The following is a 15,054-nucleotide window of genomic DNA, read 5'->3' on the forward strand; positions in this document are numbered from 1 at the left end:
CTTAATTAGTTTACTCGATGCTGACGCGCTCTGACGATTTTACTTCGCACTCATGACACTTGTTCGTCCCTTCAGGAACCGGGTCATACCCTTGACCACCCCAGGGGTGGCACCGTCCTAGACGTTTCAGAGTAAGCCATGATCCTTTAACCGGTCCATGCAGATGCAGTGCGTCCAAGGCATATGCAGAGCAGGTTGGATGGTAACGACAATTCGCAGGAAGATAAGGGGATAGCGCGTATCGGTAAACCTTTATCAGCCCGGAAAGCAGAAAAGTGAGGATTTTATTCATGATTCTCACTTTTTTTGAGGGCGCCGACCTTTTCCAGTGCTTTCATGAGGTCTTTTTCAAGGTCATCAAACGCGCGGTCGGGGGTGGATTGTCTGCCGATAAGAACAAAATCCCATCCGCGTTCTGCATGCAGGGGCAGGATTTGGTCTGCCAAGGCACGTAAGCGACGCTTTATTCGATTGCGAATGACGGCGTTACCGACTTTTTTTGTCGCGGTAAAGCCCACGCGCAAAGGTCCCGCGTCCGCGAGCGTATCATTGCGCGCGGCTTGCAGGACCATTCCGGGAGTTGCCCATTTGCGACGAACGCCAGCGACACGGAGGAACTCCGCACGTTTTTTCAATCGTTCGACGCCAGTCGGCATCTTATTAGGCTGAAAGGCTCTTACGGCCTTTAGTGCGACGATTTGAAAGAACGCGACGACCGCCTACTGTGGCACGGCGTGCGCGAAAACCGTGGCGACGAGCGCGCACAAGCTTACTTGGTTGATATGTACGTTTCACGTGACTTCTCCGTCAATCATACGCACGGATTTGTGCGATGAGAAAATTAAGCCCCGCTGTATAAGGGGTGGCGACAATGAAGTCAATGGATGAGATGTTTTATCTGTTCAATCGCGGGAATTTGTTTCCGGGCCTATGCTCAAAATACCTCACAAATTAGTGATCGCTGCTTTCTAAAAACTAAGACGTTGTTATGTTCAGACAGATGTAGGATCGCTTTTTTAGACCTTAACCCGCAGAAATACAGGAATTTCACAGCCTATTCGGCGATTTGGAAAGAAGTTTGCGAATTTATTGTGTTAGAATCACGCGCGCCCGTCCAACAGGCACGCCCTATTCGCGATAAACGCTTCTACGCTGAAAAGCATTTTTGGATTGAAATGAATTGCGCATTGATACGAAAAGGGACGAATCGCATATGGAGAGTGAATTGAAGGAGGAACAGCCAAAGTCATCGGCTGGAAAACTAAAAAAATTACTGCCTCTTTTGGCGCTAATCCTGATCTTTGCATCCTTTTTTATCTTTGGGCTAGATGAGTATCTGACTTTCAAATCCCTCAGTGATAATCGAGACCGTTTGCTGGATTTTGTCGCCAATCATTACTTCGCTGCTATGGCTCTGTATTTTGTTCTGTATACAATTGCAATTACAGCCTCGTTGCCCGGTGGATTGCTGCTGACTATTTCAGGGGGCTTTCTGTTCGGCTGGCTGGTTGGTGGATTGCTAACCGTATTTTCAGCGACCTTTGGCGCGACGTTTTTATTTCTGATAGCAGCGACCTCATTGGGGAACCCCCTTCGTGCAAAAGCAGGGCCCTGGCTTGCTAGACTGGAAAATGGATTTAAGCAGGATGCGATGAATTACCTGTTGTTTCTTCGTCTTGTGCCAGCGTTTCCTTTTTGGCTGGTCAATATCGCTCCCGCATTCCTGGGCGTGACATTGCGCACCTATATTGTGGGGACGTTTTTTGGGATCATTCCCGGTACGTTTGCGTTTGCGTTCATTGGCAGTGGGCTTGATAGCATCATTGTCGAACAGCAGGAGACGTTCTCTGCCTGTCAGGCTTCGGGGAAGACGGGATGTACGCTTGAGTTTGAAGTCGGCTCGCTTGTAACAAAAGAGATTTTAATGGCTCTTGCTGCTTTAGGCGTTGTCGCCTTGCTGCCAATTTTGATTAAAAAATTTCGCAAAACACCTGCCTGAAACGAAAACGCGGAGAAAATCGCATGTCAAAAATTATAAAAGCTGATCTTTGTGTGATTGGCGGCGGGTCGGGTGGATTGAGTGTTGCCGCCGGGGCGAGCCAGATGGGTGCTGATACGGTTCTCATTGAAGGCGGCAAAATGGGCGGGGATTGTCTGAATTACGGATGTGTTCCCTCTAAAGCGTTACTGGCCGCGGCAAAAAAGGCAAATGGCCTGCAACATGCTGACGAGTTTGGTGTTACAGGCCAGCCGTTGGTTGCTGATTATGAAAAAGTGATGGCGCATGTCTCGGAGATTATCGCCGGCATTGCGCCGCATGATTCTGTGGAACGGTTTGAGCAATTGGGCGTTCGGGTCATCGAAGGGTATGCTTCCTTTTCTGGCCCCGATCAAGTGATGGTTAATGATGTTACGATTAAGGCCCGGCGGTTCGTCGTTGCAACAGGGTCCCGGGCGACAGCTCCTCCGATAACCGGTCTTGAAACATGCGGATATATGACGAATGAAACGCTTTTTGAGAACCGCGAGAAACCAGAGCATCTGATTATCATAGGCGGTGGGCCGATTGGTATGGAAATGGCGCAGGCGCACCGGCGCCTAGGCAGTCGGGTTACCGTTTTGGAAGCCTTTAAAGCCCTTGCAAAAGATGATCCGGACCTGACATCTGTGGCGCTGAAGGCCTTGCGGGCAGAAGGCATTGAAATTCGAGAGGATGTCAAAATTCATAGCGTCGATCGGGCCGAGGACGGCGCGATTACAGTCGCGGTCGAAGAGGAGGGAAGGGAAGAAATGCTGACGGGCTCCCATCTTCTGGTCGCCGCGGGACGTAAGCCGAATTTGGAGAAGTTAAACCTGGAGGCGGCGGGTGTCCAGTATTCTAAATCCGGGATCGAGGTTGATGAGCGGCTCAGAAGTTCAAACAGGAAAGTCTTTGCCATCGGGGACGTTGCCGGTGGCTTTCAATTCACCCACGTCGCTGGATATCATGCGGGCATTGTCATTCGAAATGCGCTTTTCCGGTTGCCTGCAAAAGTAAATTATGACGGGTTGCCTTGGGTCACTTACACGGATCCTGAAATTGCAAATGTTGGCATGACGGAAAAACAGGCCCGCGAACAATTAGGTGATAAAGTTCAGGTTTTGACCTTTCCTTACGCAGAGAATGACCGGGCTCGGGCGGAACGCAAGACGGAAGGTTTTGTAAAAGCGATCATTGGAAAAAACGGTAAGATTTTGGGCGCGGGTATTGTGGGGATGCAGGCTGGCGAACTCATTCAACCTTGGGCTCTGGCCATTACGGGTGGGCTAAAGGTCTCGAGTATGGCGAGTTATATCGCGCCCTATCCGACACTTGGCGAAATCAACAAGCGCGCGGCCGGGAGTTTTTATACACCCAAGTTATTCAGTTCTAAAACGCGGTGGATTGTTAAACTATTGTCCTTATTCGGCTAATTTCAGCTTAAAGGGTATTCAGATTGAGGGCAGAATAGAATGTCAGAACGTAAGGGATTGGTTCTGACCTCTTTTTTGTATAGCTTACAGACTATGGGGTATCTTCAAAAAATATCGCGGGTTTTTAGAAGCCTGTCCGCCCAGCTCTTGTTCTTGACAATCCTTTTTGTCATGCTGGCGGAGGTGCTGATTTTTGTTCCATCCGTCGCCTTTTTTCGGCTGAACTATCTGGATAAAAAAATCGAATTTGCGCATTTGGCATCCCTTGCGTTGCTGGCGTCCCCGGACAATATGGTATCAAAGGAACTGAAAGCGGAGCTTTTGTTTCGTGTTGGCGCACGATCTGTCGTTTTTCGAAGCGCCAATTCCGCCATGCTGATGCTGAGCGAGGATATGCCTGCGGTTGTTGATGCCAGTTTTGATCTTTCAGAACGATCTTCGTTAAAGCTTATTGAAGACGCGGCTGCGGCGCTTCTGGTACAGAAGAACAGGATAATCCGTGTCAAGTCACCGATCGAGAATGCACCGACATCGTCTTTGGAGATTGTTCTGGATGAAGCACCGCTGGTGGCCGCGATGCTGGATTATGCCAAGAATATTTTTTGGTTATCCTTGGCAATCTCCGTTGTAACGGCCGTTCTTGTTTTCCTGTCCCTGCACTGGTTGTTGGTGCGTCCTATGGGTCGGTTGAGTGCCAGCATGATTGCCTTTCGGCGGAAACCTGAAGACCCAAAGGTTAATATTTCTCCGTCAGGCCGGATGGATGAAATAGGAATAGCGGAACGTGAGCTTGAAATTATGCAAACACGGTTGCGTTTCGCCCTGAAACAGAAACAGCATCTGGCCGCGCTGGGAACAGCGGTTACGAAAATCAGCCATGATCTTCGGAACATCCTGTCCACGTCTCATATTGTGAGTGATGGACTGGCCCAATTGGATGACCCAAGAGTACAAAAAGTCGTTCCGCGTTTGGTTGCCAGTATCGACAGGGCCATTGATTTATGTACGGAAACCTTGAAATACGGAAAAGCTGGAGAAAGGCTGCCGCAAAAAAGCAGGTTTCTGTTAGCCCCGCTGATTAAGGAAGTGTGCGATTCGGTTGCGCTGCCTGCAGGTAAGAACCTTCAATGGGATATTCGCGTATCTGATAAATTCACTCTCTGTGCTGATCGGGAACAAATCTATCGTGCCTTGCTAAATTTATGCAGAAATGCGTCGGAGGCGTTAAAGGACAACGGGAAGATTTGTGTGGCTGCAACGTCTGAACAGGGCATATCTATTATAAAGGTAATGGATAATGGCCCTGGTATTCCGTCCATGGCGATGGAACATTTGTTCGAGCCCTTTGTTGGGTCCGTCAAAAATGGAGGAACTGGTTTGGGGCTTTCCATTGCGCGGGAACTTGTTGAGGCCCATGGCGGTGACCTGTTTGTGGAAAAAACGGATGACAAAGGGACTATTTTTGTTATCCGGTTGCCTGATTAAGAGTTTAGAAACTAGTTATTTTGCATACTGTCCCCATACATTTGTTTTTCTTTACGATGAAGGTCGGGCGATGGTTCGGTTTCTGGCAGTAGTTTTTTCGGTTTTTACTCTGTTTTCTGTTTCGGGCTGTACGTCTGCGGCGATCGCGGTTGTGGATGAAAAAATCTCTCAAATGACGGAAATGGACTGCACTTCTGTCAACATGGTTTTCGGAGACCCTTACTGCAAAGAAAAAAGAGAAGAAATCAAGCAAGAGCCTGTATACTGTTACAAGACCCTTGGGGGCATTGATTGTTACGCCACGAAAAATCCGTATAATACGGAAGCGTCTGAACGTGTTCGCACCGTCAGCGCTTTAGGCTCTGAAGGCGCTAAGGTGGAGTATCTTGGTAAAGAGCCAGATACGAAAAAATCCATTTTCGCCTGGCCGTTCATGGAGGCAAAAACGGATACTGCCGAACTGGATTGACTTGAAGTGCCCCTCTTACAATATTATCGCTCAGAAAAGAGTGGCGCATCCCGGTAATCAAGTGATCGGGTTTCTATTGTCTTTTGCGTCCTCGATCATTGTTGGAGGCATGCAAGTCCATGAATTGGAATCCCGATCATTATCATCTGTATACTGACCACCGGTTACGCCCAGCACTTGATCTGTTATCGCAAGTTACCCTTGCTTCGCCTTCGGTCATTTATGATTTAGGATGCGGCACCGGGAATGTCACTTCTTTGCTGTCGAAGCGATGGGGAGAAGCGGTTGTTATTGGTATAGATAGTTCCGAAGTGATGCTTCGAAAAGCGGCCAGTGACCATCCTTCACTTGAATGGAAGCTTCAGGAAATTAATGAATTTTCCCCTGTCAGTAAAGGGAACCTGATTTTCAGTAATGCCGCACTGCATTGGCTCGATGATCACGAAACGATTTTTCCAAAACTACTGAACCAGTTGCGCCCAGGAGGAGTTCTGGCCGTACAAATGCCTAATAATTTTTTGGCGCCCTCTCATCAGACACTTTACGAGCTGGCGCAATCTGATGCCTGGATTGACAGATTGGGAAAACTTGTCCGACCGGCGCCGGTCCATGATATCAGTTGGTATTATGATCTTTTGTCTTCTAAAGTTCAGCTCCTCAATATTTGGGAGACCACGTATTTTCAGGTTTTAAAGGGCAAAAATGCAGTTCTGGAATGGACCCGGGGCACGGCGTTAAGGCCCTTTCTGGAAGCCTTGAACGAGGATGAGGTGAAAGCCTTTGAAGCGGAATATGCCAAGCTTCTCTACGAGGCCTATCCGCAAAGTGAAGACGGTTCCACGCTCTATCCATTTTCGCGTCTGTTTATTGTCGCGGAAATGCCAGAGGACTGACCGGGCATGATCCTTCTCTTTACGGATTTTGGCGCGACAGGACCCTATCAGGCGCAAATGATCGCAAGTATTCGAAAAGCAGGGTATCAAGGCGACGTGTTAAGCCTCTTCGCTGAAGCCCCTGTATTCTCGCCTGCGGCGGCGGGGCATCTGCTGGCTGCCTATGCCACTGACTTTCCAGAGGGCAGCGTATTTCTGAGTATTGTCGACCCTGGTGTCGGTACCGATCGGCGTGCGCTTGTGGTGAAAAGCGACAACCGGTGGTTTGTCGGTCCCGATAACGGGTTATTGGAACAAGCGTTGCGCAGAGATGCCAACGCGGAGGCGTGGGAAATTGTGTGGCGGCCGGATAGGTTATCCGCCAGTTTCCATGGGCGGGACCTGTTCGCTCCGATTGCTGCTAGAATTAAAACAAACAGCGTTGAGCGGGACCTGAAACCCATCGCTACGGAAGATTTGCGGACAGAGAACGGTGCTGCCGAGCTTTCACAGATCATCTATATCGACCACTATGGCAACGCGATGACCGGGCTGGTGGGGGCGAACGGAATCCGGCGCATCCGGATCAAGGAGGTTTCTTTGCCGCTGATGCGTGTTTTCTCTGATGTTGCTGTTGGCGAGCCCCTTGCCTATGTGAATGCAAATGGTCTTATTGAAATAGCCGTCAATCAAGGCCGTGCTGATGCGTATTTTGGACTGACCATCGGGTCTCAGGTGATGCCACTGATCGGATGATTTCTGCTTTTTTCTGTTGGTTTTCATCTATGCCGGCGCCCCGCGGCCTATCAATATTTAGCGGCTGCCCTCAATGACCATTAATTTTCAATGCATGGTCGGGCAGAATAGGTCGTTTGATTTATTTTGTTTGTTTTCAAACCATATTCCGGTTTACAGTTTCGGTGCGTCTTCATTGACCGAGGGGCGCGCTTTCATTACTCTCGGTCCAAAATAACAAGCCAGTAGCAGTGATGATCAAACCGGGTGAAAAAAATCTAATTACAGACGTCGATGGCATTTCTGTGGGGAACGCCCATGACGATACGGCTTGGTCAGGCGTTACGGCGATTGTTCCAGATGTGCCAGCAGTTGCCGGAGTTGACGTTCGTGGGGGTGGGCCTGGGACCCGTGAAACCGAGGTCTTGAGGCCTGATTGTCTTGTTGATCGGGTTGATTCTATCGTTTTAAGCGGCGGTTCGGTTTTTGGATTGGAAGCGGCCTCTGGTGCTGTTGCTGAACTTGCAGCGCAAGGAAAAGGCTTTGAAGTCAGAGGCTTTAATGTACCAATTGTACCGTCCGCGATCTTGTTTGATTTGGTGAACGGCGGCGATAAGTCATGGGGAGAATTTCCGCCCTATCGCGATCTGGGGCGCAAAGCGGTGCAAAATATATCCCGAGATTTCAGTCTTGGCAATCAGGGCGCTGGTTTTGGCGCCATGGCCGGAGTTATCAAGGGAGGGCTTGGCAGTTGCTCGGCAATCTCGGAGGATGGCGTACAGGTCGGGGCACTTATTGCTGTAAACCCTGTTGGTAGTACGCTCGTTCCGGATACGAATTGTTTTTGGGCATGGGAATTTGAGCAGGATGAGGAATTTGGAGGCGCGGGCGCCCCGGTTCTTGGTGGGAACCTGTCGCTTGAGGCGATAGAAAGTGGACGTCTGGGGGAAAATACAACATTGGGAGTTGTGGCAACCAACGTAAGTCTGACGAAATCTCAGGCTCAACGCGTTGCCATGATGGCACAGGATGGGTATGCCCGCGCGATCCGTCCTGTACATACGCCGTTGGATGGGGATACAATCTTTGCATTGTCGACAGAAAAAAGGAAACTGGATCAACCAGAACCACTGGCCGTCGCAAGGATTGGAGCGATTGCCGCCGATTGCGTCGCACGGGCTGTTGCCAGGGCAGTTTATCACGCTGATAGTTTAGGGTCGTTACCAAGCTATCGGTCACTATTCGAAAAAAAACTTTAACGTAGGGAGACTGGTATGAAGAAGTTGCTAATTGCCGCTGCTGTCGCATCCGCGGTTATCGCACCGTTGACTGCTGAAGCAGCAAAAACATCTGTAAGTTATGGTATGAGGTTGGAGCCACCGGGGCTGGACCCGCGGACGGGCGCTGCGGCTGCTATTTCCCGGATTACACTTTATAATATCTTTGAAGGGCTTACCCGGATTGATATCGATGGTAATGTTCAACCAGCGCTGGCTAAAAGCTGGACGGTTAGCCCGGACGGTTTGGTTTATACCTTTAAACTGGAAGAAGGTGTAAAATTCCACGATGGTTCTGATTTTGACTCCTCCGATGTCAAATATACCTTCGAAGAAAACGCTGCTGAAAACAGCGTGAATAAGCGTAAAGGTCGTTTCACTAACATCGCGTCTATTGAAACGCCAGATGCGGCGACTGTTATCCTGACATTGAAAGAGCCTCGGGGCGATTTCCTTGCGCAGCTGGGCGAGTCAACAGCTGTTATTGTTGATCCTGAATCAGACGGTAGCAATGCCACGAAGCCCGTGGGAACAGGTCCTTATAAACTTGTCCGTTGGATTAAAGGCGATTCTGTCAAACTTGCGATGGCAGACACCTATCGGGATAAAGCCAATCTGAAGATTAAAACGGCTACTTTCCGGTTTATCAATGATGATGCTGCCCGAATGGCAACGCTGCTGACAGGGGATCTTGATTTCACCTCTGTTCCAAATGAAACATTGGAACAGTTTACGCTGACCGGTCAGTTCAGAATTATTGAAGGTACGACAAATGGTGAAACCATTTTGAGTACAAACAATAAAAGTGAAGCGCTTTCAAAACTGAAAGTCCGTCAGGCAATTGCCCATGCGATCAACCGTCAGGAAATTATTGATGGCGCAATGTTTGGGTATGGTACGCCGATCGGTTCGCATTTTGCACCTCATCATCCAGACTATGTAGATTTGACAGGTACTTATCCATATGACCCGGAAAAATCTAAAGCGCTGCTGGCGGAAGCCGGGTATCCAAACGGTTTGGAATTGTCACTAAAATTGCCTCCGGTCGATGATTACGCCCGTAAAGGGGGGCAGATTGTGGCTTCCCAGCTGAATAAAGCCGGGTTTAAAATTAACATTGAAAATGTTGACTGGCCAAAATGGCTGGACGAAGTTTACAAGAAAAAGAACTATGACCTTTCGATTGTAAGCCATGTTGAGCCAATGGATATCAGTATCTATTCTCGTAAGGGATATTATTTCAACTACGAAAATCCTGAATTGGATAAAGTGATCAACGCGGCGCAGGTTGCTTTGTCACCTGCTGTTAAGACAGCGAAGCTGCAGGAAGCCCAGAAAATGATTGCCGAAGACGCGGTCAATGGTTTCTTGTTTCAGCTTGCAGCGGTTCAGGTTGTTCGTAAAGGCTTGAACGGTGTTTGGCCGAACTGGCATCTGTTTGTAACAGATATTGCCCGGATGTCTTGGGAAGACTGATTTTTCAAGTCGCTGACACAAGAAAACCCGCCGGTTTCCCGGCGGGTTTTCTTTTATGAGAGTGACCCGCCGGGCACTCTCATGCAGGATCGGTGTGGATTAAGCTGCGAGGTAAGCTTCCAACTCGTCAGCACCGCCGATTTTGTTACCGTCGATGAAAATTTGCGGTGTTGTTGTTACACCAGATACAGCCGCAAGGCTGCGGAAGGTGGCATCAGAACCCAGCGTAATTTCTTCGTATTGCAGACCCGCTTTTTCAAGGGCTGCTTTGGCACGCGTGCAGTGACTGCAGCCAGGCTTTGCAAAGACAGTAATCGCTGAAGGCTTTTTGGCCTCTGGATTAATGTAATTTAGCATTGTATCGGCATCAGAAACTTCAAACGGGTCGCCGTCAACTTCTGGCTCGATAAACATTTTTTCAACAACACCATCATTGACCAGCATTGAATAGCGCCATGAACGTTTACCAAAGCCCAGCTCTGATTTGTCGACAAGCATTCCCATGCCTTCGGAGAAAGTGCCGCAACCGTCTGGAATGAAATTAATATTTTCTGCCGACTGGTCTTTTTTCCACTCATTCATAACGAAAGTGTCATTGACAGACAGGCAGAGGATGTCATCAACACCACATTCCTTGAACGTGTTTGCAAGTTCATTATAGCGTGGCAGGTGGGTAGAAGAACATGTGGGCGTAAACGCACCGGGTAAAGCGAACACGATCACTTTTTTCCCTTTAAACAGGTCATCTGTTGTTACCTGTTTCCAGGCGTCACCATCGCGGACCGGAAATGAACAGCTCGGGATTGGTTGGCCTTCCATATTCTGCAACATTTTTCTCTCCAAAAAGATTTTCAATAATTACTCTGTGGTGAGATATAGTGACCCGCCCGAATTATTGCAAGTCGTTTTTAGAATAATTCTAATAATTTTTCTTTTTTGTATTTTTTTAGCTCAAGTGATTGTTTTTTAAGTATTTTTAGAGTGTGCTGCTCATCCGGAAGCCTTCCCCGTAATACATTTTAAGCGTGGTAATTGCCGTTTCGTTCATGCGGGTCGTCCGCTCAATCAGAAAAAGCGGGGCCCCTACCGACGTTTCCAAATGCTCCGCAATTTGTGGTGTCGCAGCGCAGGCGGAAAAACTGATATCGCCGTCTGAATAGGGGATTTCCTGAATAAGCCATTCATTTGGGCTTATTTTGTCAAAAGGGGCCTTTTCAATATTCGGCGTGGCAGCCGTATTCACCCAGCGATCTTCAAACATATACGGTTTGCTATCGCAAAGATGCAGGGACTGAAGATGAAGCAATTTCTTTTCAGGCAGTTGCAGGCGGGCATAAACAGAGGCCGGAGCCTTTCCAAGTTTATTGAGAAGCAAACTATGCTGGTACTGACCGCCCCGGTCCATGACCTCTTGCCGGATAACAGGGATTTCAAGAGTTGCACGGGCAACAGGCATCGGGGTTACCCGAGTTCCCCTTTTTCTTTTTCGTTCGACAATACCGTTCTCTGCAAGCTGTCGAAGGGCCCGGTTCACAGTCGTTCTGGAACAGCCATATTCTGCGGCAAGGTCAACTTCGCCAGGGATATAGGTTCCGGGTGTCCATTCTCCAGAATGAATTCTTTTAAGCAAAGCTGCCTGAACGGACTGATGAGACTGATTCTGGCGCATAGATTCACGGTTTCCTATTGACTTTTATGTGCATACATAACAGCATAAAGCGTCCTCATATTCAATGATGTCCAAGTATAGTCAAAAGATTGGGAAAAGCCATAGGCGAGGCATACCGGACGTCAAGATGCTTGATAAAGGCGCTGACCACCCCAACGGGGTAAACAAGGAGATTGAAATGGAACGCAGGGATTTTTTGAAAACAGCTGCTGTTGGTGCAGCTACCGCGACATTCGCGACACCCGCAATTGCATCGGGTAAGCGGCAATGGAAAATGGTAACCGCATGGCCCAAAAATTTGCCTGGACCGGGTGTTGCTGCGCAGAAACTTGCAGATCGAATTACCGCTCTTTCCGGTGGTCGGATTGAAGTCAAGTTATACGCCGCAGGCGAATTGGTTCCGGGCCGCGGTGTTTTCGATGCGGTTTCTCAAGGGACGGCTGAACTGTATCATGCTGTTCCCGCCTATTGGGGATCCAAGTCCAAAGGTATTTTAATGTTCGGATCCCAGCCTTTCGGTTTGCGTGCTGATGAACAGGTGGGCTGGATGGTCCATGGGGGTGGACAGGCTCTGTATGACGAAATGTATGGCCGTTTTAATCTGAAGCCATTCCTGTGTGGTAACTCTGGCCCGCAATGGGCTGGCTGGTTCAAGAAAGAAATCAATTCGGTTGATGATCTGAAGGGACTACGCTACCGGACAACCGGTCTTGCTTCTGAAATGTGCTCGAAGCTGGGCATGGCAGTTCAGGCTATGGGCGGACGTGCAATGTTCCAGGCGTTGCAATCTGGTGCGCTGGATGCCGGTGAATTTATTGGTCCTTGGACGGATAGCGCCCTTGGTTTTTATCAAGTCGCAAAAAATTATTACTATCCAGGTGTGGGCGAGCCGTCTTCAGCAGAAGAATGTGCTGTGAACGCAAATGCTTTTAACGAGTTGGAGGACGATCTGAAACAGGCAGTGTCTTATGCCTGTGAAAGCCTCTACAACCCTGTCTGGATGGAATACGCGACCAAACATGCAATGGCCCTGCCAAAGATGGTTGAAGAGCAGGGGGTCAACGTCAAGATGCTTCCTGAGGATGTTATTCTGGCTATGGGTAACGCCGCCGGTGAAGTGATCGCAGATCTGCGTGAAGATGAAGATGAGCTGACCCGCCGCATTGTTGAAAGCTTCCTGAGCTATCGCAAGCTGATCTCTGAATATATGCCATACGCAGATAACGGTCAGATGAACGCGCGTGCGCTAAACTATAAATACTAAATTTTAGCTGTTATGATGCGGGCTCAATCAAGAGCCCGCATTTTTCTTTGAGTGGACCTTTTTGTTTTGGAAAATTTAGCTAATTTTTTTGACCGCATTAACAACATGGTTGGAAATACGGTGAGATGGTGTGCTCTGGTCATGGTGCTATTGCAGTTCTCCATCGTTGTGCTCAGATATGTGTTCGGTATCAGCTTTATTTTTCTCAATGAAGGTGTGCTTTATCTTCACAGCGCGCTGTTCATGCTGGGCGCCGGCTATACGTTGCTGGTAAATGGGCATGTCCGCGTTGACATTTTTTATGCAAAGATGCAAACCCGCCGAAAAGCTGGAATTGATGTCTTCGGCCATTTGTTCTTTCTGTTTCCGTCCATGATATTACTTCTATATTGGTCCTGGCCGACGGTGCAGATATCGTGGTCCATTTGGGAAGGACCGATTTCTGTTGGCGGAATTCCGGCGTCTTTCCTGTTGAAATCACTTATTCCCGGTTTTTGTGTCTTAATATTGGCCCAAGGTATTGCATGCCTGTTCCGTGATCTTCTTCGCCTTCAGGAGAAAACTGCGTGACTCTCCCTCTCGATTTATTAATGTTTGCCGCCTTGATTGGCGCTATCCTTCTGGGCTACCCGGTTTCTTTTTCCATTGCCGGTGTCGCCAGTATTTTTGCCTTGCTTGGTTGGCTGACGGGATCATTCGACCTGTCCCTTTTGGGCGCGCTGGGTCAGCGAATATTTGGTCTCTTGACCAATGATGTACTGATCGCCATTCCGTTATTCGTCTTTATGGGGGTTGTTCTCGAGAAAAGCAGAATTGCCGAGGATCTTCTGGAAACAATGGGTCGGCTTTTTGGCCGTGTTCGCGGCGGACTTGGCGTTTCGGTTATTCTGGTCGGTGCGTTACTGGCGGCCTCCACCGGGATTGTGGGTGCGACCGTCGTCGCGATGGGAATGATTGCCTTACCGACGATGCTTCGGAACGGATATAATCCAAAACTGGCGTCGGGCGTTGTGTGTACGTCTGGTACATTGGGCCAGATCATACCGCCATCGACCTTGTTGATCATTCTGTCGGACGTTATGTCCAATGCGTATCAGCAAGCCCAGTTTGCGCAGGGTAAATTCACCATTGAGACAATTTCTGTCGGTCAGATATTTGCCGCGGCTCTTATGCCCGGATTGTTGCTTGTTGGAATTTATATTCTTTATATGCTGATGCGCGCCTGGTTGATCCCAACCGATGCACCTGCCATGAGCGAAAGTGTCGAGAAGCCCACCGCACGTGAAATATTCCTCGCGGTCGTGCCGCCTGTTCTTCTGATTGTTGCCGTTCTGGGTGCGATTTTGGGCGGGGTGGCAACGCCGGGAGAAGCCGCCTCTGTTGGTGCTGTGGGAGCGCTGTTGATGGCCGGGGTCCGCATGAAGGCTTCCCCAGCATTAATGATGGCTGGCGGGGCTTCTTTGTTATTACTGGCGGTTCTGGCTGGTCTCTTCCCTGTGCGGATCCAACGATCGGATGCTGGATTGTTTGAATGGTCAATGGCGTTTTTGTTTGCCATGCTGACCTTTATTGGGGGGATGGCCCTGTTTGTGTCTCTTAAAAAGACCTTTACGAACAGTATTTTGAAGCCGACCTTGTCTTCTACCATGGTTGTCACGGCGATGATCTTTGCAACTATTCTGACAGCGAGCATTTTCAGTCTCGTTTTTGTTGGTTTGGGCGGAGAAGAACGCATTACTGAGATCCTGAAATCGATGCCCGGCGGACCAACGGGTGCGCTTATCTTTTGTATGGCAATTATTTTTGTACTCGGTTTCTTTCTGGACTTTGTTGAAATTACAGTCATTTTGTTGCCCTTAATTGCGCCCGCCCTGATCCTGATGGGGCATGATCCAATGTGGTTGGCGGTATTGATTGCAATTAATCTTCAAACATCCTTCCTCACGCCACCTTTTGGTTTCTCGCTGTTTTACCTGCGAGGGGCTGCACCTAAGGAAATAACAACAGGCCATATATATCTGGGCGTTGTTCCCTTTATTGTGTTGCAGATCGTTGGGGTGTCTTTGATCTGGCTGGTTCCTAAAGTGGCGACCTGGCTTCCCGGGATTGTCTATTAAAACCTTTTTGGGGTCTTAAAGGCGGTGCGAAAGCGCCGCTTTTTTTTGGCCTATGGCTTTCCCCTCGTTATAAGGCCGGAAAGAGACTCTGACGGGTCTTGAAGAGCGCGCAGGTGAACGGCCTTCAGGTGGCATTTAGATCAACATACGGCTTTATTGATCCGTGTGTGGGAGGAGATGGAATTAGGAGGGGGTAACGCTTGGCGCTCAACGCGCTGGAATGGCCAATAGACAGAG

At 49.0% G+C, this 15,054-nt stretch carries 16 protein-coding genes; 11 read left to right on the top strand and 5 right to left on the bottom strand.

Annotated features, from left to right (window positions below):
• Nucleotides 1–10 precede the first annotated feature (10 nt).
• From yidD to rpmH, 3 genes are read right to left on the bottom strand one after another with little or no spacing between them, the layout of a single operon-like run.
• Nucleotides 11–292, bottom strand: coding sequence for a membrane protein insertion efficiency factor YidD (yidD, locus tag ACJAYR_RS00365; RefSeq protein ID WP_415234755.1), 282 nt, complete (start codon nt 290–292; stop codon nt 11–13).
• Nucleotides 285–635, bottom strand: coding sequence for a ribonuclease P protein component (gene rnpA / locus ACJAYR_RS00370; RefSeq protein ID WP_415234756.1), 351 nt, complete (start codon nt 633–635; stop codon nt 285–287). Before rnpA ends, yidD begins: the two co-directional genes overlap by 8 nt.
• A gap of 25 nt (nt 636–660) precedes the next feature.
• Nucleotides 661–795, bottom strand: a complete 135-nt coding sequence (rpmH, locus tag ACJAYR_RS00375) for a 50S ribosomal protein L34 (RefSeq protein WP_169543294.1) — start codon at nt 793–795, stop codon at nt 661–663.
• 430 nt (nt 796–1,225) lie between these two features.
• Between rpmH and ACJAYR_RS00380 the strand changes: the two genes are divergently transcribed.
• From ACJAYR_RS00380 to ACJAYR_RS00415, 8 genes are all read left to right on the top strand, one after another.
• Nucleotides 1,226–1,999, top strand: coding sequence for a TVP38/TMEM64 family protein (locus tag ACJAYR_RS00380; protein WP_415234757.1), 774 nt, complete (start codon nt 1,226–1,228; stop codon nt 1,997–1,999).
• Between the two features lie 23 nt (nt 2,000–2,022).
• Entirely contained in the window at nt 2,023–3,453 is a 1,431-nt protein-coding gene (locus ACJAYR_RS00385) for a dihydrolipoyl dehydrogenase family protein (protein WP_415234758.1), read from the top strand.
• Nucleotides 3,454–3,492: 39 nt separating this feature from the next.
• Nucleotides 3,493–4,938: a sensor histidine kinase gene (locus ACJAYR_RS00390; RefSeq protein WP_415234759.1), complete on the top strand. Its 1,446-nt coding sequence runs from the start codon at nt 3,493–3,495 to the stop codon at nt 4,936–4,938.
• 70 nt (nt 4,939–5,008) lie between these two features.
• On the top strand, nt 5,009–5,407 hold the full coding sequence (locus ACJAYR_RS00395) for a hypothetical protein (RefSeq protein WP_169543290.1): 399 nt from the start codon (nt 5,009–5,011) through the stop codon (nt 5,405–5,407).
• Nucleotides 5,408–5,526: 119 nt separating this feature from the next.
• Nucleotides 5,527–6,300, top strand: a complete 774-nt coding sequence (locus tag ACJAYR_RS00400; protein WP_415234760.1) for a methyltransferase domain-containing protein — start codon at nt 5,527–5,529, stop codon at nt 6,298–6,300.
• Between the two features lie 6 nt (nt 6,301–6,306).
• Complete coding sequence (locus ACJAYR_RS00405) at nt 6,307–7,035, top strand: SAM hydrolase/SAM-dependent halogenase family protein (protein WP_415234761.1); 729 nt, start codon at nt 6,307–6,309, stop codon at nt 7,033–7,035.
• A 233-nt stretch (nt 7,036–7,268) separates the two neighbouring features.
• Nucleotides 7,269–8,273 carry a P1 family peptidase gene (locus ACJAYR_RS00410; protein ID WP_415234762.1) on the top strand — a complete coding sequence of 335 codons (1,005 nt, stop codon included), beginning with the start codon at nt 7,269–7,271 and terminating at the stop codon, nt 8,271–8,273.
• A 15-nt stretch (nt 8,274–8,288) separates the two neighbouring features.
• Nucleotides 8,289–9,767: an ABC transporter substrate-binding protein gene (locus ACJAYR_RS00415; RefSeq protein ID WP_415234763.1), complete on the top strand. Its 1,479-nt coding sequence runs from the start codon at nt 8,289–8,291 to the stop codon at nt 9,765–9,767.
• A 99-nt stretch (nt 9,768–9,866) separates the two neighbouring features.
• Here ACJAYR_RS00415 and ACJAYR_RS00420 read toward each other — a convergent pair whose 3' ends face one another.
• Both ACJAYR_RS00420 and ACJAYR_RS00425 read right to left on the bottom strand, forming a co-directional pair.
• Nucleotides 9,867–10,598, bottom strand: a complete 732-nt coding sequence (locus tag ACJAYR_RS00420; RefSeq protein ID WP_415234764.1) for a glutathione peroxidase — start codon at nt 10,596–10,598, stop codon at nt 9,867–9,869.
• A 145-nt stretch (nt 10,599–10,743) separates the two neighbouring features.
• The gene (locus ACJAYR_RS00425) at nt 10,744–11,436 is read right to left on the bottom strand and encodes a GntR family transcriptional regulator (protein WP_415234765.1); all 693 of its coding nucleotides are present in this window, start codon (nt 11,434–11,436) and stop codon (nt 10,744–10,746) included.
• 178 nt (nt 11,437–11,614) lie between these two features.
• On the opposite strand from ACJAYR_RS00425, the gene ACJAYR_RS00430 reads away from it, so the two are divergent.
• The 3 genes from ACJAYR_RS00430 (at nt 11,615) to ACJAYR_RS00440 (ending at nt 14,817) form a co-directional block, all read left to right on the top strand.
• Complete coding sequence (locus ACJAYR_RS00430; RefSeq protein WP_415234851.1) at nt 11,615–12,700, top strand: TRAP transporter substrate-binding protein; 1,086 nt, start codon at nt 11,615–11,617, stop codon at nt 12,698–12,700.
• Between the two features lie 66 nt (nt 12,701–12,766).
• Nucleotides 12,767–13,270 carry a TRAP transporter small permease subunit gene (locus tag ACJAYR_RS00435; protein ID WP_415234766.1) on the top strand — a complete coding sequence of 168 codons (504 nt, stop codon included), beginning with the start codon at nt 12,767–12,769 and terminating at the stop codon, nt 13,268–13,270.
• A gap of 20 nt (nt 13,271–13,290) precedes the next feature.
• Complete coding sequence (locus ACJAYR_RS00440) at nt 13,291–14,817, top strand: TRAP transporter large permease (protein WP_415234852.1); 1,527 nt, start codon at nt 13,291–13,293, stop codon at nt 14,815–14,817.
• Nucleotides 14,818–15,054: the final 237 nt, after the last annotated feature.

This window comes from Sneathiella sp., assembly GCF_047631475.1.
Lineage (GTDB): Bacteria > Pseudomonadota > Alphaproteobacteria > Sneathiellales > Sneathiellaceae > Sneathiella.